The sequence below is a fragment of the Pseudomonas glycinis genome, assembly GCF_054871425.1.
This window is the reverse complement of record NZ_JBTYHF010000008.1, coordinates 142,127-161,410: the sequence shown is the minus strand read 5'-3', so window position 1 is coordinate 161,410 and position 19,284 is coordinate 142,127. Positions and strand designations below refer to the sequence as shown.

The 19,284-nt window shown below is 61.5% G+C and carries 16 protein-coding genes; 2 read left to right on the top strand and 14 right to left on the bottom strand.

The genetic code is table 11. The annotated features are described in order from the left end of the window. Positions 1–28: 28 nt before the first annotated feature. Positions 29–2,233, bottom strand: coding sequence for a TonB-dependent receptor (locus tag ACYSTU_RS19825; protein WP_499001104.1), 2,205 nt, complete (start codon positions 2,231–2,233; stop codon positions 29–31). 270 nt (positions 2,234–2,503) lie between these two features. Here ACYSTU_RS19825 and ACYSTU_RS19820 point away from each other — a divergent pair, with 270 nt between their 5' ends. Next, positions 2,504–3,586 carry a DUF1615 domain-containing protein gene (locus ACYSTU_RS19820; protein WP_499001102.1) on the top strand — a complete coding sequence of 361 codons (1,083 nt, stop codon included), beginning with the start codon at positions 2,504–2,506 and terminating at the stop codon, positions 3,584–3,586. Between the two features lie 70 nt (positions 3,587–3,656). Here the strand turns inward: ACYSTU_RS19820 and ACYSTU_RS19815 are convergent, their stop codons facing one another. From ACYSTU_RS19815 to ACYSTU_RS19760, 12 genes are all read right to left on the bottom strand, one after another. Next, positions 3,657–4,019: a hypothetical protein gene (locus ACYSTU_RS19815; RefSeq protein WP_122508151.1), complete on the bottom strand. Its 363-nt coding sequence runs from the start codon at positions 4,017–4,019 to the stop codon at positions 3,657–3,659. 132 nt (positions 4,020–4,151) lie between these two features. After that, a complete protein-coding gene (locus ACYSTU_RS19810) occupies positions 4,152–4,844 on the bottom strand; it encodes an anti-sigma factor (protein ID WP_465920720.1) in 693 nt (230 codons plus the stop codon). Beyond that, a complete protein-coding gene (locus tag ACYSTU_RS19805; RefSeq protein ID WP_076563589.1) occupies positions 4,841–5,368 on the bottom strand; it encodes a sigma-70 family RNA polymerase sigma factor in 528 nt (175 codons plus the stop codon). Before ACYSTU_RS19805 ends, ACYSTU_RS19810 begins: the two co-directional genes overlap by 4 nt. A gap of 161 nt (positions 5,369–5,529) precedes the next feature. Continuing rightward, positions 5,530–6,051, bottom strand: a complete 522-nt coding sequence (locus ACYSTU_RS19800; RefSeq protein WP_016775383.1) for a DUF3455 domain-containing protein — start codon at positions 6,049–6,051, stop codon at positions 5,530–5,532. Positions 6,052–6,235: 184 nt separating this feature from the next. Continuing rightward, entirely contained in the window at positions 6,236–7,870 is a 1,635-nt protein-coding gene (locus ACYSTU_RS19795) for an ABC transporter ATP-binding protein (RefSeq protein WP_499001096.1), read from the bottom strand. Position 7,871: 1 nt separating this feature from the next. Further along, the gene (locus ACYSTU_RS19790) at positions 7,872–8,894 is read right to left on the bottom strand and encodes an ABC transporter permease (RefSeq protein WP_122750544.1); all 1,023 of its coding nucleotides are present in this window, start codon (positions 8,892–8,894) and stop codon (positions 7,872–7,874) included. Then, the gene (locus ACYSTU_RS19785; protein WP_499001093.1) at positions 8,894–9,958 is read right to left on the bottom strand and encodes a microcin C ABC transporter permease YejB; all 1,065 of its coding nucleotides are present in this window, start codon (positions 9,956–9,958) and stop codon (positions 8,894–8,896) included. Before ACYSTU_RS19785 ends, ACYSTU_RS19790 begins: the two co-directional genes overlap by 1 nt. A 1-nt stretch (position 9,959) precedes the next feature. Then, positions 9,960–11,825: an extracellular solute-binding protein gene (locus tag ACYSTU_RS19780; protein WP_130886964.1), complete on the bottom strand. Its 1,866-nt coding sequence runs from the start codon at positions 11,823–11,825 to the stop codon at positions 9,960–9,962. A gap of 226 nt (positions 11,826–12,051) precedes the next feature. Then, on the bottom strand, positions 12,052–14,763 hold the full coding sequence (locus ACYSTU_RS19775; protein WP_217878539.1) for a TonB-dependent receptor: 2,712 nt from the start codon (positions 14,761–14,763) through the stop codon (positions 12,052–12,054). Between the two features lie 211 nt (positions 14,764–14,974). Continuing rightward, complete coding sequence (locus tag ACYSTU_RS19770) at positions 14,975–15,376, bottom strand: ExbD/TolR family protein (RefSeq protein ID WP_499001088.1); 402 nt, start codon at positions 15,374–15,376, stop codon at positions 14,975–14,977. Next, positions 15,376–16,083 carry a MotA/TolQ/ExbB proton channel family protein gene (locus ACYSTU_RS19765; protein WP_122611220.1) on the bottom strand — a complete coding sequence of 236 codons (708 nt, stop codon included), beginning with the start codon at positions 16,081–16,083 and terminating at the stop codon, positions 15,376–15,378. Before ACYSTU_RS19765 ends, ACYSTU_RS19770 begins: the two co-directional genes overlap by 1 nt. Before the next feature lie 45 nt (positions 16,084–16,128). Then, positions 16,129–16,953, bottom strand: a complete 825-nt coding sequence (locus ACYSTU_RS19760) for a TonB family protein (protein WP_122880160.1) — start codon at positions 16,951–16,953, stop codon at positions 16,129–16,131. Between the two features lie 1,072 nt (positions 16,954–18,025). Here ACYSTU_RS19760 and ACYSTU_RS19755 point away from each other — a divergent pair. Further along, positions 18,026–18,649 carry a glutathione S-transferase N-terminal domain-containing protein gene (locus tag ACYSTU_RS19755; protein ID WP_016775373.1) on the top strand — a complete coding sequence of 208 codons (624 nt, stop codon included), beginning with the start codon at positions 18,026–18,028 and terminating at the stop codon, positions 18,647–18,649. Between the two features lie 177 nt (positions 18,650–18,826). Here ACYSTU_RS19755 and ACYSTU_RS19750 read toward each other — a convergent pair whose 3' ends face one another. Then, a complete protein-coding gene (locus tag ACYSTU_RS19750) occupies positions 18,827–19,267 on the bottom strand; it encodes a CBS domain-containing protein (protein ID WP_110600709.1) in 441 nt (146 codons plus the stop codon). Positions 19,268–19,284: the final 17 nt, after the last annotated feature.

Genomic DNA, 19,284 nt, shown 5'->3' with positions numbered 1-19,284 from the left:
CGGGGCCTTTTTTACGACGCGATGACGCTTAGAAGTCGATCGTCCCCGACAACTTCGCCACTCGCGGTTCGCCCTGGGTCAGGTAGCCGCCCTGTGCCGATTCCCAGTACTTCTTGTTCGCCACGTTCTCAACACCGAACCGCACGGTCACGTCCTTCTCCGACACCTTGAACGCATAACGCGCGCCGGCATCGAAGCGGTTCCAGGTTGGCAGGCTGAGGTTATTCGCCGCGTCGGCGTATTGCCCGCCGGTACGCAGCATCCGCGCATTCAGCGCAACGCCTTGCAGGCCCGGCACGTCCCAATCCACGCCAGCGTTGAACTGGAAGGTCGGCACGCCGATGGCGTGGTTACCGTCGTTGGCGCCGTTGAGGGTGTTTTTCAGTTCAGTGTCCATCAGCGTCAGGCCGCTGATCAGGCGCAGGCCGTCGATCGGCTCGCCGAAGACGTTCATCTCCACGCCTTTGTTGATCTGCTCGCCTTCGCGCACATAGGTGCAAGTGGTGGCGCTGTTGATTTCGCAGTAGCCGTCGCTCGGCTGTTCGATGCGATAAACGCCCAGGCTCGCGCCGTAGGTGCCCATGTCGACTTTCACGCCCAGTTCGGTCTGCTTGGAGCGTTTCGGTGCGTAGACTTCGTTGCCGTTGGTCACGCGGAAACCACCGGAGCTGGTCGGCGAAGTCGGCCCTTGGGCCAGGCCTTCGATATGGTTGGCGTAGAACGACACATGCTCCCACGGCTTGAACACGATGCCGTACACCGGCGTGGTGATCGACTCGTCGTAGCTCGACGAGCGCGGGCCGCTGCCGTAGCTGGCGTAGCTGTAACCCTGCACCACCAGTTGCTGACGACGCAGACCGGCGGTGACCAGCAGGCGATCATCGAAGAACCCGAGGGTGTCGGAAATCGCCACACTGCGGTTGAAGGTCTTGCCAACGATGCCTGGATCGTTGAGATCGCCACCGGCGAAGTTGCCGACCGGCGCTGGGGTAGTGATCGGGTGATAGATGTTGTTCGAGTAGCGGGTCAGGTCGAAGTCATAGGCACTGCGCTGCTCGGCCCAGATCCCGGTCAGGCCGAAATTCAGCTTGTGGCTGACCGGGCCGGTGTTGAATTTGCCGTTGAGACCGGCCATGACGCTGGTGTTGTCCTCGTCATGCGGGACGAACGAGCCAGTGGTGAACGACGCGCCGCTGTTGCCGACCAGTGTGGTCGAGTTGTAGCGGCCGACTTCACGGGTGTGCTTGGCGCCACCGGCGGCGTAGGCGGTCCAGTTGTCATTGAGGTCGTATTCGGCGCGGAGCATGCCGAAGGTGTCTTCGATGTCGGTGTAGCCCCATTTCGGCGCGTAGTTGGTGTCCGCCGATGGCGCGTCCGGGATGTGCGTGGCGGTGCCGAGGTTGACCGAGCTGCGGCCACCGTTGACGCGTTCCTTCTGATATGCAAAGTCACCGGAAACCCGTAGCGCATCGCCTCGATAATCCAGGCCGATGGCGAACAGTTTTGAGCGCTGGTTCTCGTGATCGATGCCGGTGTCGCCTTCGCGCTGCGACAGGTTGACCCGCGCGCCGAAGCGGTTGTCTTCACCGAAACGCTGGCCGATATCGAAGTGATGACCGATGCGGCCTTCGCTGTTGATGTCGGTGGTGTAACGGCGCAGCGGCACGTCGCCGGCGCGCTTGGGTTGCAGGTTGACGCCGCCGCCGATGCCGGAACCGGTCGGGGTCACGCCGTTGATGAAAGCGTTGGGGCCTTTGAACACTTCCACGCGCTCCAGCGCATCGGTGGAAATGATCTGCCGGGGCAATACGCCGTACAGGCCGTTATAGGAAATGTCGTCGCCATTGAGCGGCAGGCCGCGAATCATGAAGACCTGCGCCTGGTTAGAGAAGCCCGAGGCCTGGCGTACAGAGGAATCGTTGAGCAGTACATCGGCGACGTTTTCCGCCTGCTGATCCTGGATCAATTGCTCGGTGTAGGACGCTGCGCTGAAGGGCGCGTCCATCATGTCCTGATTGCCGAGCACGCCCAACTGGCCGCCGCGCGCAACCTGACCGCCAGCGTAGACCGGGGGCAGGGCGTTGGGTGTCGGGGCCTGGGCATTGACGTTGACGTCGTCGAGCACCAGCGCTTTGCTGTTGTCTTCAGCGGCGTGAGCGGTGACGGTCAGGGAGCACAGCAGGGCAAGCAAAGTCGGGCGAAATGGAGCGCCGAGTCGAGCTGAAGCGGGCATGTCGGATACCTGGAGGCGAACGGCCAATGAAAAAATAAGGGCGGCGCGGAACTCCTTGCGCTAATGCGACTCCAGGCGCGAATGATAGGGTTTCGCAGTAACGTTTTGCAATCAGTTTGTCATCAGCGTGTAGGAGCTGCCGAAGGCTGCGATCTTTTGAGCTTGATCTTGATCTGATCTGCAAAAAGCAAGATCAAAAGATCGCAGCCTGCGGCAGCTCCTACGGGGGTTGTGTATGGTGTTGTGGCTAATTTGATTGGATGGAGCAACATGCGATTACTCATTACTCTCGGCGCCGTGCTGCTGCTCGCCGGTTGCGCGAGCCAGCGCAGCAACGAACCGGCGCCGCGTCCGCCGGCCGAAGTGAAGGCTGAAATCGTTCGGCTGTTGCCGGCGAAAACTGCCGACCGTCAGGGCTGGGCCACGGACATCTACGCCGCGTTCGCCGCACAGGGCATCAACACCACCACGCAGAATCTGTGTTCGGTACTGGCTGTGGCCGAGCAGGAATCCACTTTCCAGGCTGACCCGACGGTGCCCGGCCTGGGCAAGATTGCCCGCGACGAAATCGACCGCCGCGCCGCCAAGGTGCACATCCCCAGCCTGCTGGTCAGCGGCGCTCTGCAAGTGCGCTCGCCCAACGGCAAGAGCTACAGCGAACGCCTGAATGCGGCGCGCAGTGAGAAAGAGCTGAGCGCGATTTTCGACGACTTCATCGGCATGGTGCCGATGGGCCGTACGCTGTTCGGCGGCTTCAACCCGGTGCACACCGGCGGGCCGATGCAGGTCAGCATCGAATTCGCCGAGGAGCACGCCAAGGATTACCCGTACCCGGTGGACGGCACGATTCGTCGTGAAGTGTTCAGCCGGCGCGGCGGCATGTATTTCGGCATCGCCCATTTGCTCGGTTACCCGGTGAATTACCGCGAGCCGTTGTATCGTTTCGCCGATTTCAACGCCGGCTGGTACGCCAGTCGCAATGCCGCGTTTCAGAATGCGGTGAGCCGCGCTTCCGGCATCCCGCTGACCCTGGACGGCGACCTGATTCGCTACGACTCGATCATGCCCGGCAGTACCGAACTGGCGGTGCGCACCCTCGGCAAGTCGCTGGGCATGCGCAACCCGACGATTCGCGATCAACTGGAGAAAGGCAAAACCCTGGAATTCGAAGAGACCAAACTCTATCAGCGCGTGTTCGAACTGGCGGAGCAAGCCGAAGGCAAGGCGTTACCGCGCGCGGTATTGCCGGGGATTGTGCTGCAGAGTCCGAAGATCACCCGCAAACTCACCACAGCCTGGTTCGCCAAGCGCGTGGACGAGCGCTACAAGCGCTGCATGGCCAAGGCCGGATAAAACACGCAGACATAAAAAACCCGGCTGCGGGAGCCGGGTTTCTCTGCGGTGTTGCGCTTGCAGTCATGCATCAGGCAACACGGCGTTCGATCAGACGATCCGAGCCACCTTCGGCAACGCGGCGTTCGATCAGACGATCCGAACCACCTTCGGCAACGCGGCGTTCGATCAGACGATCCGAACCACCTTCAGCAACACGGCGTTCGATCAAACGATCCGAACCGCCTTCGGCAACGCGGCGTTCGATCAGGCGATCCGAACCGCCTTCGGCAACGCGGCGTTCGATCAGACGATCCGAGCCGCCTTCAGCCAGACGGCTTTCGATCAGCTTGTCCGAACCGCCTTCGGCGATCATGGTGTGCGCCGGGGTGGCGGCGAAAGCGTTAACTGCGAAAACCGAGAAAGCGATGCTGAGAAGAGTCTGGCGTTTCATGATGGTGTGCTCCGGGGTGTTGTTGGTTGGTATGGAGCTGATGTTACGCCCGGAAATTTTTATGAGAACTTCATTGCCGTGATGGTGAACATCGACGTCGATGATGGTTGCGGACAACCGCGTAGCAGAGCCTCAGAGCACTTTCACCGCCCGCCCGATCGCCTGAATCGGCCCGGTCGGTTTGCCAATCGGCGAGCCATTGGCGCCTTCCAGGGTCAGCTCAAACAGCTGGTTGGGTTGCAACGGCGGCAGTTTGTCCAGCGGCACCGACAAAGCCTGCCCCGGCTTGACCAAGCCCAATGACACCGGCCCCGACCAGCCGTCAGCCTTGGTCCAGAACTCCAGCGCCTTGTCCGCCGGCACCTCGACCACTCCTAACGGAATCAACTGGATCTCGCGCGCATTGCTGGCCTGAATCACCCAGCCCGGCGCTTTGTCCTGCGGCGCCACCAGCACCACCAGATAACTCGGTTTCGGCGCAGTCTGGGTCAGCAGCATCGTGCCGAGGATCAATGTCGCCGCCAGCCCGGCCGCGCTCAAGCCGCGCCACAGTGGCAGCAGATTCCACCACGAGGTCAGCGGTTTCTTCACCGTCAGCCGTTCGAGACTGCGCTCGATGCGTGGCCATAACTGCACCGAGGGTTGCTGAGGTTCGGCCAGATCGGTCAGCTCCAGCAGACGCCGCTCCCAGGCATCCACCGCTGCACGCAATTCGGGATCGTTCGGCAGGCGCCGTTGCACCTCGATGCGCTGTTCGAACGACAAGGTGCCGAGCACATACTCGCCGGCCAGTTCATCCCGTTCCTGCGCTGATTCGCCGGTCATCCCATGCACTCCCGCAAAGCATTGAGGCTGCGCTTGATCCACGCTTTGACCGTGCCCAGCGGCGTGTCGAGGCGTGCGGAAATCTGCGCGTGGCTGTAACCGTCGACGTAGGCATGGAGGATGCAGCTGCGGCGCTGCGGTTCCAGTTGCTCGAGGCAGCGATGAATGCGTGCCGAGTGAACATCGACCGCCTCATCAGGCGCCGCTGCCTCATGTTCTTCGCTGAACGGCGTTTCCCGACTTTGCTTGCGCAGCTGATTCAAGGCCAGATGCCGGGTCACGCTGAACATCCAGCCCCGCGCCGAGCCGCGCGCCGGGTCGAAGCCGGCGGCGCCGTGCCAGATCTTGATGAATGCCTCATGCACGATATCCTCCGCCAGCGCCGTATCGCGCACCAGCCGCTTGGCCACACCGAGCAGGCGCGGGCCTTCCTGCACATACAAATCGCGCAAAGCCGCGCGCTCGCCCCGGGCACAGGCGGCGAGGCGGGCTTCGTAATCGAAAACGGATTCGGGTAAAGGCATGGGGTGCAATCTAGCTCACATTTCCCAAACATCCAGACGCATTGTTCCCTGTGGGAGCGAGCCTGCTCGCGAATGCGGTGGGTCAGAAAGTAATAAGGCGACTGACACTCCGTCTTCGCGAGCAGGCTCGCTCCCACATTTGGTTCTCCGTGACGTCCAGGTCAGTTCGCCGCCCAGAAAATATAATCCGCCTGGTACTTCACCACTTCCTGCTTGCCCTTGTTCGCCATGGTGCACTCACTGCCCGGCGCGACGCCGCCTTTGAGCGCAACGCGCTGGATGTAGCTGACCCCGGTCATCGCGCCTTTGCCCTCGGCCGGATTGGCCTTGACCAGTTGATAGGGCAGGTTGCCCGGGCTCGACGGTGCCACGGCCAATTGCGTGCCGGTGACTTTCGAACCGTCCTTGGCTTGCCAGGTCGCTGGCGGGCCGAAATAGGTGCCGACCTGTTTGCCGCTGCGATCATTGAGCACCGCTTTCGGGCCGACAAAGGTCCACTCGGTCTGCCCGGCCATATTGGGCTTGTCGCGGCATTCGTAGGTGATCTCGCCAACCCCGGTGGTTTCCAGGGCAATCTTGTGCCCGTCCGGCACCTTGATCGCGTCGGGATAACTGCTCTGGGCGAAGGTGGTCGCGGTGAAGGCGAGCAAACCGGTGAAGCCAATCAGCTGGGTGATGTTCATCCGATGATTCTCCGAAAAGGGTAGGGCGCTGACAGCACCAGAGTGGGCTGTTACAGGGACTACCCGTGGCGGAGGCGATTGGATGCAGTGCCGGAAAAATAAATTTCAAACACCACCGATCAAACCTGTGGGAGCGAGCCTGCTCCGGGCGGCGTTCCGACGAAAGCGTCGGGTCAGTCAGCACTTATGTGACTGACGCAGCGCATTCGCGAGCAGGCTCGCTCCCACAAGGCTCTCTGTAAGGCTTGAGGCCCGAGGCTTTCAGTAACTCTTGGGTATACGGATGTTTCGGCGCAGCGAAAATCTCCCGCGACGAGCCTTGTTCAACCACCTTGCCGTCCTTGATCACCATCAAGTCATGCGCCAGCGCATGCACCACCGCCAGATCATGGCTGATGAACAGATAGGTCAGCCCATGCCTGATCTGCAACTGGCGCAACAACTCCACCACTTGCTTCTGCACCGTGCGATCCAGCGCCGACGTCGGTTCGTCGAGCAGGATCAGCGCCGGTTCCAGCACCAGTGCGCGGGCGATGGAGATGCGCTGGCGCTGGCCGCCGGAAAACTCGTGGGGGTAACGATGGCGGCTTTGCGGGTCGAGGCCGACTTCCTCCAGCACGCGAATCACCGCTGCCTCGCGCTCGGCCTCGCTGCCGATGCCGTGGGTCAGCAAGCCTTCGGCAATGATCTGCTGCACCGACATGCGCGGGCTGAGGCTGCCGAACGGGTCCTGAAACACCACCTGAATCTGCCGGCGCAACGGGCGCATCAGGCGCTGATTGAGCAGGCTCAACTGCTTGTTGCCGAAACGGATATTGCCCTCTGATTCGACCAGTCGCAGGATCGCCTGGCCCAGCGTCGACTTGCCCGAACCCGACTCGCCGACGATGCCCAACGTCTTGCCGCGTTGCAGGGTGAAACTGACCCCGTCCACCGCTTTGATGTAATCCTGCTGGCGGCTGAAGAGTTTTTTCGGCAGCGGAAACCACACCTTCAAATCATCGACTTGCAGCAGGTTGTGCTCGTACTCACTGGGCACTGGCGCGCCGCTCGGTTCAGCCTCGATCAACAAGCGGCTGTAAGGATGTTGCGGCGCCTGGAACAGCGTCTCGCAATCGGCCTGTTCAACGATCTCGCCTTGACGCATTACGCACACGCGCTGAGCGATCCGGCGCACCAGATTGAGGTCATGGCTGATCAGCAACAGCGACATGCCGAGGCGTTGCTGCAGTTCGATCAGCAGTTCAAGAATCTTCTGCTGTACGGTTACGTCCAGCGCCGTGGTCGGCTCATCGGCAATCAACAGTTCCGGCTCGTTGGCCAGCGCCATGGCGATCATCACCCGTTGCCGCTGACCACCGGAAAGCTGATGCGGATAGGCTTTCAAGCGCTGCAACGGCTGACGAATACCCACCAGCTCGAGCAGCTCCAGGGTCCGCGCGCGGGCGGCGCGGACCTTGAGGCCCTTGTGGATTTCCAGCACTTCGCTGATCTGTTTTTCCACCGTGTGCAGCGGGTTCAGCGAAGTCATCGGCTCCTGGAAAATCATCGCAATGCGATTGCCGCGCAGACCACGCATCTGCTGTTCGCTGGCGTGCAGCAAATCCACGCCGTTGTAGCGAATCGCGCCGCTGCTGTTGACGTTCTTGCCCGGCAACAGACGCAGAATCGAATGCGCCGTCACCGACTTCCCCGAGCCGGATTCACCGACCAGCGCCAGACACTCGCCACGGCGGATTTCCAGGTTCACACCGTGCACCACTTCCTGCCCGGCGAAGGCGACGCGCAGGTCGCGGATCTCGATTAAATGGTCTTGCATGTCAGCTCCTCGGATCAAAGGCATCTCGGCACGCTTCACCGATGAAAACCAACAAAGACAGGATCAGCGCCAGGGCAAAAAACGCTGTCAGCCCCAGCCACGGTGCCTGCAGATTGCGTTTGGCCTGGCCGATCAACTCGCCCAGCGACGCGGTGCCGGCGGGCATGCCGAAGCCGAGGAAATCCAGCGCGCTCAGGGTGGCGATGGCGCCGGTGAGAATGAACGGCAGGTAGGTGAGGGTGGAAGTCATGGCGTTGGGCAGAATGTGCCGGCGCATCAGTTCGCTGTCGGTCAGGCCCAGCGCCCGCGCGGCTTTCACGTATTCGAGATTGCGTCCACGGAGGAACTCGGCGCGCACCACGTCGACCAGCGCCAGCCAGGAAAACAGCGCCATGATCCCCAGCAGCCACCAGAAACTCGGCGAGACGAAGCCGGACAGAATGATCAGCAGATACAGCACCGGCAGCCCCGACCAGATTTCCAGGACGCGCTGCCCGAGCAAGTCGACCCAGCCGCCGTAGTAGCCCTGCAAGGCCCCGGCGAGAATGCCGATCAACGCGCTGATGGCGGTGAGGATCAGCGCGAACAGAATCGAGATCCGCGTGCCGAAAATCACCCGCGCCAGAACATCGCGAGCCTGATCATCGGTGCCCAGCCAATTGCTCGAAGACGGCGGGCTGGGCGCCGGTTCGGTGAGGTCGTAGTTGACCGTGTCGTAGCTGAACGGGATCGGCGGAAACAGCATCCAGCCGCCCTGATCCTCGATCAGTTTGTGTACGTAACTGCTGGCGTAATCCGGTTGGAACGGCAGCTCGCCGCCGAAATCGGTTTCCAGGTAATCGCTGAGGATCGGAAAGTAAAAGGCGTCGTGGTAGCGGATCACCAGCGGCTTGTCATTGGCGATCAACTCGCCACCGAGGCAGATCAGGCACAGGCCGATGAACAGCCACAGTGACCAGCGCCCACGGCGGTTGGCCTTGAATTGCGCGACGCGGCGCTGGCCCAGAGGCGACAGTGTGAACATCAGGCAGTCCTCGCCGAGAAATCGATGCGCGGGTCGAGCAGGGTGTAGCAGAGGTCGCCGATCAGCTTGATCAGCAGGCCGAACAGGGTGAACAGAAACAGCGCGCCGAACACCACCGGATAGTCGCGCGACACCGCCGCTTCGTAGCTCATGCGCCCGAGGCCGTCGAGATTGAAGATGGTTTCGATCAGCAGGGAGCCGGCGAAAAACACTTCGATCAGCGCCGACGGCACACCGGCCACCACCAGCAGCATGGCGTTGCGAAACACGTGGCCGTACAGCACGCGCCGCTCTGTCAGGCCCTTGGCTCGTGCGGTAATCACGTACTGCCGGCTGATCTCGTTGAGAAAGCTGTTCTTGGTCAGGATCGTCAGCGTGGCAAAGCCGCCGATCACCAGCGCCGTGACCGGCAGCACCAGGTGCCAGAGGTAGTCGCCGACCTTGCCCAATGTGCTGAGGCTTTCGAAGTTGTCCGACACCAGCCCCTGCACCGGAAACCAGTTGACGTAGCTGCCGCCGGCGAACACCACGATCAACAGAATCGCGAAGAGAAACGCTGGCATCGCATAACCGACGATGATCGCGGTGCTGCTCCAGACATCGAAGGCACTGCCGTTCCTGATTGCCTTGCGAATGCCCAGCGGGATTGAAATCAGGTAGGTGATCAGCGTCGCCCACAAACCCAGCGACAGCGACACTGGCAGCTTCTGCACGATCAGGTCGGTGACCTTGGCGCCGCGAAAGAAACTGTTGCCCAGATCCAGTTGTGCGTAGTTTTTCAGCAGCAGCCACAGGCGTTCGTGCAGCGGTTTGTCGAAGCCGTAATGGCGTTTGATTTCCTCGATCAGCGCCGGGTCCAGCCCACGGCTGCTGCGCCCGGCACCGCCGACCGCCGCGACTTCGCCGCCACCGCCCATGCTGTGCCCGCCAAAGCCTTGCAGGCGGGCGATGGCTTGTTCCACCGGGCCGCCGGGTGCGGCCTGCACGATAAGAAAATTCACCACCAGAATGCACAACAGCGTGGGGATGATCAGCAGCAAACGGCGACTCAGATAACGCAGCATGTCACTGGCCTCCCGCAAGCTGAGCGCTCATCTGCTGCGTCGTCAGCGGCCTGGCCGAGACTTCCCACCAGGTGTTGAGGCCTTCGTCATACGAAGGTTGCACGGCGGGCATGCCGAAGCGGTTCTGATACACCGTCGGCGTGCCTTTGGAGTAGTAGTTGGGAATCATGTAGTAACCCCATTGCAGCACCCGGTCGAGGGCGCGGGCGTAATGCACCATGGCTTCGCGGCTGTTGGCCTGGACCAGCCCGTCGAGCAGTTGATCGACCGCCGGATCGGCCAGCACCATCGCGTTCGAGCTGCCGACTTGCGTGGCACTTTGCGAGCCGTACAGGCTGTACAACTCGCGGCCCGGGGAGACGATCGGATCGCCACTGCGCGGGAAAGCGCAGACGATCATGTCGTAATCGCGAGCGTTGAGGCGGTTGATGTATTGCGCTGAATCGATGCGGCGCAGATTGAGTGTGATGCCGATCTGCGCGAGGGTGCGTTTGAACGGCAGCAGCATGCGATCGAAGCCGCCCTGGCCATCGAGAAAGGTGAATTCCAGCGGCTCGCCGGCGGCGTTGACCAGACGATTGTTTTTCGCCGTCCAACCGGCTTCGCCGAGCAGTTTCAGCGCTTGCAATTGCTTGTCGCGGATGTAGCCGCTGCCATCGGTTTTCGGCGCTTCATAGACCGTGGTGAACACCTCGTCAGGAACCTTGCCGCGCAACGGTTCGAGGATCTTCAATTCCTCGGCATCGGGCAGGGCGCTGGCGGCCATTTCACTCTTGGGCCAGAAGCTGTTCTGACGCACGTAGAAGCCGCGCATCATCTGTTTGTTGGTCCACTCGAAATCCCAGAGCAGGCTGATCGCCTGACGCACGCGGCGATCCTTGAAGAACGGGTTCTGCAGGTTGAACACGAAGCCCTGAGCGGCGGTGGGTTTGTCCGGGGCGAGGATCGACTGTTGCAAACGACCGTCGCGCAGGGCCGGGCTGTCGTAGCCAACCACGTAACCCGAGGAAGAAAACTCGCGGTTGTAGTCGAACGCACCGGCCTGCAGCAGTTGGCGAGCGACGTCGGTGTCGCCGTAGAAATTCACCGTCAGGCTGTCGAAGTTGTACATGCCGCGACTGACCGGCAGGTCCTTGCCCCACCAGTCCGGGTCACGCTGGAAACTGATGCTGCGCCCGGCGTCGACCTTACTCACCCGGTACGGGCCGCTGCCCAGCGGTGGCTCGAAGCCGCCGCCGTTGGCGAAGTCGCGGGTTTTCCACCAGTGCTCGGGCAGCACGCGCAGCGTCGCCAGATCCAGTGCAAGGGTGCGATTGAGGTTGTTCTTGAAGGTGAAACGGACCTGCCGTGGACCTTCGACCAGCACGTCCTGCACGTCGGCATATTGCTGGCGATAACTCAAGCTGCCCTTGGTCATCAGCAGGTTGAAGGTGTAGCGCACGTCTTCGGCGGTGATCGGCGTGCCGTCGGCAAAGCGTGCCTTAGGGTTGAGGGTGAAGCGCACCCACAAACCCTCCGGATCGCGCTCGATCTGCTGCGCAACCAGAGCGTAAACCGTGTAGGGCTCATCCAGCGAACGGAACGCCAGCGGCGCGTATACCCAGTCATTGACCTGCACCACGGAAATGCCCTGATCGGCATACGGCGTGATGTAGTTGTACTGACCGATCTCCATCGACGCACGGCTGAGCGAACCGCCTTTGGGCGCGTCGGGGTTAACAAAATCGAAATGCTTGAAGCCGGCCGGATACTTCGGCGCCTCGCCGTACACCGTCAGCGCGTGACTGCCGCCGGCCAGCGCCGAAGTGCCAGTGCACAGCAGCGCACTGCCGAGCAGTAGGCCAGCCATGTTGCGCAAAAAACTCATGAAGTCACCCTTGAAATCCCTGAAGGAACCCGGACCCCCGGTGGGAGCGAGCCCTTGTGGCGAGGGGATGTATCCCCGATCGGCTGGGCAGCAGTCGCAAGATCAATGCATGCGGTACTTCTGATGCTCCGCGTCGGCAGGTCCTGGGGGCGCTTCGCACCCCATCGGGGATAAATCCCCTCACCACAAAGGCTCGCTCCCACAGAGGGAAGCGTTTTATTTGGGGTTAGAAGTGGTAAGTCATGCGCGCAAACAATGTCCGGCCCAGCGGGTCGGTGTAGCGCGGGTCATAGCCGCTCTGGAAGTTGTAGGCCTGGTTGGAGAACGGCGGGTTGCGGTCGAACACGTTCTTCATCCCGGCATCGACGTCGAGCACCTTGTTGAAGGTGTAACCGGCCGAAAGATCCCACACCGAATACGAGGCCACGCGCGAATGGGTGTCGCGGTCATAGTCGTTGTAACCGGTGGTGAAGCGGTTGGTCAGCGCTGCTCGCGCCGCACCCAGGCTCCAGCTGCCGGTGAGGTTGTGCTTCCAGCGCGCGATCACGCCGTCGCCCTGAAAGTCGCCGACCTTGTCGGTGAACGGGCCTTTGATGGTGCTCTGGAAGTCGTACTCGTCGACATAGGTGCCTTGCAGGCCGAGGCCGAACTGACCGTACGGCGTGTTCGGGAAGCGATAGTCGAGCGACACGTCGACACCGTTGGTCTCGACGATGCCGAGGTTGGCGTTGCCGGTGACGATGTAGTTGAGCGTGCCGTCGGCGTTGCGCACGAAGCGGTCCGGGTAGGAGCCGGCCTGATCGAACACGGTGGATTCCGGGAACGGCTGGATCTGGTTGGAGATGTGAATCCACCAGAAATCCAGACCCACGGACAGATTGCTGATCGGTTGGTAGACGAAGCCCAACGTCACGTTGCGCGCCTTCTCCGGGGCCAGATCCTCGTTGCCGCCAATCTGGTTGAGGAATTGCTGACCGCAATCACGCCCGCCGTTACCGCCCGGTTGCACCACACCGCCGGTACACAGCACCGGATCGTTGTAGAAACCCTGGGTGAAGGTGATGCTGCGCGGCGAATACAGTTCATACAGCGACGGCGCGCGGAAACCTTCGCTGTAGGCGCCGCGCACTACCAGCTCTTTCAACGGCTGATAACGGAACGAGTATTTCGGGTTGGTGGTGCTGCCGAAGTCGCTGTATTTGTCGTGGCGCACAGCGGCGGACAATTCAAGGCTGTCGAGCACCGGCACGTTGAGTTCGGCATAGGCGGCCTTGACGCTGCGATCACCTTCGACGCTACCGGCCGGGTCGATGCCGAGGCTCTGGATGTCGCCGGCGAACGACTCGAAGTCCTGATGGAATTTCTCCTTGCGGTACTCGCCGCCCAGCGCCAGACCGGACGGACCTGCGCCGAACCAGTCGCCGATTTCACGGCTGACGCGGCCATCGAAACCGGCGACGCGGCCCACGGCGGTGGAGTAGGCGCCGTGGTACGCGGCGGCGTCGATGTACTGCTGGCCGGCAGCGGTCTGCGGGCCGAACGGGTTGAGCAGACCGCTGGCCAGGCCGTCAATCATCGCCTGGTCGCTGACATAGCCACTGGTGACGCTGGAGACGATTTTGTTCTGGTTGTACGAGGCGCCGACGTTGTAATCCCAGCCGCCGACCAGACCGTCGAAGCTCAGCAGAAAACGCTGGCTGGTGTTCTGGTCTTTCGATTCACGCGGGCCGGCAGCGGTTTCACGCCAGTTGACGTCCACCGGCTGCGTCGGATCGAGGGCGAAATCGGTCGGCGCCGGGGTGATGCCGTTGCCGGGGTAGTACGGCGACGAGGAATCCAGGCTCAGACCAGTCAGTGGCGCCGGGCCGACGGCGACGGCGTTGTTGTTGCGCGACCAGAAATATTCGAGGTTGGCGTTGTGATCATCGCCGAGCTTGGCAGTGGTCTTGCCGAAGAACGAGGTCTTCTCGGTCTGTGGCACCAGATCGATGTACTCACGGGTGCTGAAGCGGCACAAGCCGTCGCGGGCGATCAGGTTGGGGCCGTTGCAATTGCTGTTGGCCAACGGATTGGTCGCGTTGCCGTTCTGGCTGTAGTTGCCGGGGAACGCGGTGCCGGAGGTCTGATCGAGACCGCGACCGGGCGCGTAGTCGGTGGCGAAGGAGCGGTCGTTGGCGTCGAGGTTCTGCTGCTTGTTGTAGTTGAACACGCCGAGGACGTTGAAGCGGTCTTCTTCCAGATCGCCGTAGCCCCAACTGGCGCTCATGTCCTTGGTCGCGCCGCCACCGCTGTGGGTCGGCGTTTCGCCGCCCAGGGTCAGGGCACCATCGGTAAGGGATTTCTTGGTGATGAAGTTGATCACACCGCCGATGGCGTCGGTGCCGTACAGGGCCGAGGCGCCGTCGCGCAGCACTTCCACGCGCTCGATGGCGGCAAACGGGATCATGTTCAGGTCCACCGCGCCGCCGGCCGAGTTGGTCCCCGACAGGGCATTGTTGGCCAGGCGTCGACCGTTGAGCAGCACCAGCGTCTTGTTCGCGCCGATGCCGCGCATGTCGGCAAACGACGCACCACCAGTGGCCGCGCCGACGGAGCCGGCGCTGTTGTTGATCGACTGGCTGCCGGTGATGCGCTGCACCAGTTCGGCGGTGGTGGTCACGCCCTGTTTGCGCAGCTCTTCAGCCTTGAGGATGGTGATCGGCACCGCCGTTTCCGCATCGACCCGGCGAATCGCCGACCCGGTCACTTCGACCCGTTGCAGTTGCGTGGTCGGCGCCGCCACGACAGCGGCTGCCGGCGTGGCGCTGTTGTCGTCCTCGGCCGCTTGCACGGTCCCGGCGCCCATCCCCATGGCCACCAGATACAGCGGAACGAAACGGTGGCGAGACATGGTTGCCACCAAAGGTTTGAGCGTGAAGCGTGGAGTGTTCATCAGCATGGTTGTTTCCGATTTTCAGACGTTATCGAATTGGCCTTGTGAGCCGCTCATTGCTCCGCTTCCGGTGATACCGCGCGCGGAAAACCACTTTCTTCAAGCAAGCCGATCCCCTCCGAAGACGCGTGGCGTTTTTTCGGTCGGCCGGGTGCGACGGGATTTCTTTTTTCAGCGGTGCCGGGCGGGAGCTTTCAACAGCCGCCCGGCACCGCACTCAGTGGGTGGTCATCACCGAAATCTTGCTGATGCCGGAGCGTTCGATCGATGCCATCGCCTTGGCCACCTGGCCGTAATTGACGGCGGCATCGGCCTGCAATTGCACACGCACTTCGGCGTCTTTGGCCTTGACCTCCTTGAGGCTGGCCTCGAGGGATTCCGGGGCCAGTTCGGTCTTGGCCAGATAGAACTTGCCGTCCTGATCGACGCTGACCACCACCGGGTTTTTCTTTTCGGCAGGGGCGACGGCGTCGGTTTTCGGCAGGTTGACCTTGATCGCGTTGGTCATCAGCGGCGCGGTGACAATGAACACCACCAGCAGCACGAGCATCACGTCGACCAGCGGCGTGACGTTCATTTCGCTGAGCACTTCATCGCTGTCTTGAGTCGAGAATGACATCAGCTGGCCTCCCGCACGGCGTTGGTGCTTTTGCTGGCAATGGCCTGGCGGCTGATGGAAAACGCACTGCGCGAGGCGAGGGCGTCGAAGTCGTGGGCGAAGTCGTCCATGTCCGCCGAGGCGAGTTTCAGCCGACGCAGGAAGAAGTTGTAGATCAGCACTGCCGGCACGGCGACAGCGATGCCCACGCCGGTGGCGATCAGCGCGTGGCCGATAGGCCCGGCGACCGCTTCAAGGCTGGCCGAGCCGGTTTCACCAATGCTTTGCAGGGCTTCCATGATTCCCCACACGGTGCCGAACAGGCCAATGAACGGCGCGGTGCTGCCGATGCTGGCGAGGATCGCCTGGCCGTTTTCCAGGGAGCGACGTTCTTTCTGGATCTGCTGGCGCAGGTTGCGTTCCAGGCGATCGGAACGGTTGATGGTGTGCGCCAGTTGCTGCGTGGTGCGCGGCGACTCTTCCACCAGCAGGGCTTCGAAACCGCTGCTGGCGATGCGCGCCAGCGAGCCTGGATACTGGCTGGCGTGTTCGGCGGCGGTGAGCAGGTCCGGCGCGCTCCAGAAGGCTTTGGTGAACTGTTTGTTCTGCGCTTTCTGGCGCAGGTACTGGGCCGACTTGACCAGCAGGATCGCCCAACTGACCACGGAAAACAGCACCAGGCCCCAGAGCACACCGGGGACAATCATCGAAGACAGTGAATCGTTCATGGCTACACCTCGCTTGCGTTAATCAGTAATGAGTCGGTTGCGCCGTCATTGCGGCAATTTGAAATCGATGGTCTGGGTGGCGAAGCCGTCGATCGGCGTGTCACCGCGCTTGGCCGGAATGAACTTCCAGTTCTTCACCGCCGCGACGGCCGCCTCATCCAGTTGCGGCTTGCCGCTGGACTTGGTCACCGTCACGCTGCCGGCACGGCCGTTGGCCAGCACCTGAATGCGCAGCACCACGGTGCCTTCCCAATTGCGCCGCAGCGCCAGCGACGGGTATTCCGGCGGCGGGTTGCCAAGGCTGGCCAGGCCGGAAATCGCCGCCGACTCCTTGACCGGAGCGGGCGCAGCAGGTGGTGCCGGTGGTGCGCTTGGTGTTGTCGGCGCCGCAGGTGCGGCAGGTTGCGCCGGGGCCGGCGGCGCTTTCGGTGGCTCGACTTTCTTCACCGGTTTGGGTTTCTCGACCGGTTTTGGTTTTTCGATTGGCTTGGGCTTCTCCACCGGTTTGGGCGGCGGCTTGAGCGCGTCCTCGTCTTCCACCGGCTGCTCGGGTTCCGGCGGCGGTGGAGGCGGGGGCGGCGGTGGTGCTTCCGGTGTTGGCGGGGCCGGAGGCGTCGGGCTGGTCAGCTCGACGGTCATTTCCGGGATTTCCGGCGGCGTCGGCAGTGGCTCCGGCCGCGCCTGATGGAAGAACCACCACGCGCCGCCGTGTATCAGCACCGACACGGCGATCAGCAAGAGCATCTGTGGTTTGTTCAACCCGCCGGGTCGTGACGTATTGGCTGTAAACGCCGGCCTGCCCGTTGCCGGCGAGACCGGCGCTTGCTGCAACGGCCCCGGCAGGGTTTTGTGCTTTACCGCATCGTTCATTAAAGCTCCCTCGGGTCAGATGAAGGGCAATAAGGTGCCGTCCGAACATCTGGCTGATGTTCGAGTGAGTGGGTGCAACTTTCTTCAAGGTGTACGCGGGCCGATAGTTGGACTATCTGTTTAAACGGCCTCGAACAAACTTAGTGGCTTAGTAGTATCTATATCGATTGTTCATTATCCATTCCGTGGCTTGTTGTTGTGTGGAGACGTGAGCTGTCTCAGGTTTGTTACAGTTTGCAACAGGTGTGCCAGATGTTGCTGAAACCGGTTGAACGCAAATCTTCGGTGTTACCTGTGTCGCATTTATATAAGTTTCAGTTTCGCCCACTGTTTATTCGGCGCGAAGTGGTCCTAAAGTCCTCGCAGAAGGGCTTTTTCCAGAGCGAGTCAGAGGGAACGCTGTATCACGCCAATCGGCGGGATAGAGCGGCTGCTCGGTGATCAGGCTTAGCACCTATCGGTGCGTAGCGAATCGATTTGGTGCAGGTCAGTCATTCAGCGGTTCACAGGACATGTTCCTTATTTTGATTCTGGAGTATTGGTTAACTGCATCACATTCGGGCGTGCGCTTTTGGTGCAACTTCAATGACGGAAAGTCATTGTTCGACAATCTTGTTGTTGTGCCTTTTATTAATTGCCGTATTTAAAAAATAAATAACACTTGGCGCCCGGCGATCGCTCGATCGCCAGGCACGCAGAGTGTGCATTGGGTTTCAGGTAATAAAGGAGAAACGCGCCAGGCTGAATAGGCTCGGCTGAACTTGGGGCTGGATTTGCGAGTGAGTGGGGTATGTCGTACGGCGGAGCATTTGAAGATTCACGGGTGAACTCCTTATTGCCAGCTCGGACAGGCGAACTTTTGGTTCGCTGTCGCACCTTACAAGAACGCGGATAGCGTTCGATGAATGCTCTTGGTGCGGGATGGGCACCGCCAGCGCTGATTGGCGAAGGTTGATTTCGCAAGTCGGCAGTGCATGGGAAAAACGTGCCAATCACGACACATTTGCAGAATTTTCTACGTCAGGCCAGCCAGCCATCTACCCTGTGCAAAGGCCTTATCGGGGGAACGGACATGTACCAGCTCTACGGGCACAAGAATTCCGGCGCGGCTGCCATCGAGGCGGCACTGGAGTTGTGCCAGATCGCCTATCGCTTCATTGATACCGAAGCCAGCGCCGAGGCCGACGAGGCGCTGGGCAAACTCAATCCGTTGAAACAGATACCGACCCTGCAACTGCCGGACGGCAGCGCCATGACCGAAAGTGCGGCGATCCTGATTCACCTGGGCCTGACGTTTCCCAAGTCCGGCCTGCTGCCAAGCAAGGCTGCCGATCGTGATCAGGCGATTCGCGGTCTCGCCTATATCGTCAGCAATTGCTATGCGGCGGTCGGCATCATCGATTACCCCGAGCGCTGGCTGAGCACGCCCGACGAGAGCGCACGGCAAAACCTGATCGCCGGCGCCCGCCAGCGCTTGCACTTCAGTTGGGAGGTGTTTGCCGATCAGTTTTCCGGGGAGCTATATCTGGATGACGAAACGCCCGGCGCGCTGGATGTGCTGGCGGCCGTGGTAAGCCGCTGGGCCGGCAGCCGCGAACACCTGCGCCAGACCCGCCCGGGCTTTTATGCGTGGCTGCAAAGGATCGACCGGCACCCGGTGCTGGCACCGGTGTTTGAGCGGCATTGGCCGGCCTGACGGGCGAGATCGTTCCCACGCTCTGCGTGGGAATGCCTCAACGGACGCTCCGCGTTCGGCTTTAGAGGGACGCGGAGCGTCCCGGGCTGCATTCCCACGCAGAGCGTGGGAACGATCATCACTGACCTGGCGCATTCGCGAGCAGGCTCGCTCTCACAAGGGGTCACGGCGGTGGGCTCATTCGCCGCGAATGTACTGCTCCAGCTGTTTGATCAGCTCGGCCTGTTCGGCAATCGCCTCCTTCACCAGGTCGCCGATCGACAACAGGCCGATCAACTGGCCGTCCTCGACCACCGGTAAGTGGCGCAGGCGTTTGTCCGACATGATCCCCAGGCAGGTATCAACCTTTTGTTTGGTGTCCACGGTGATCACGTCCTTGACCATGATGTCGCGCACTGGCGTACCCACCGAAGAGCGTCCGTGCAGCACCAGTTTGCGTGCATAGTCACGCTCGCTGATGATGCCGACCACTTTGTCGTCTTCGACCACCAGCAAAGCGCCGACGTTTTTCTCGGCCATCTTCATCAGCGCTTCGAGCACCATGTGATCGGGTTTGATCTGGTGCACTTCCTGATTTTTCTGATCTTTGAGCTTGAGCAGTTGGGCGACGGTCTTCATGGCGGTTACTCAGGTGT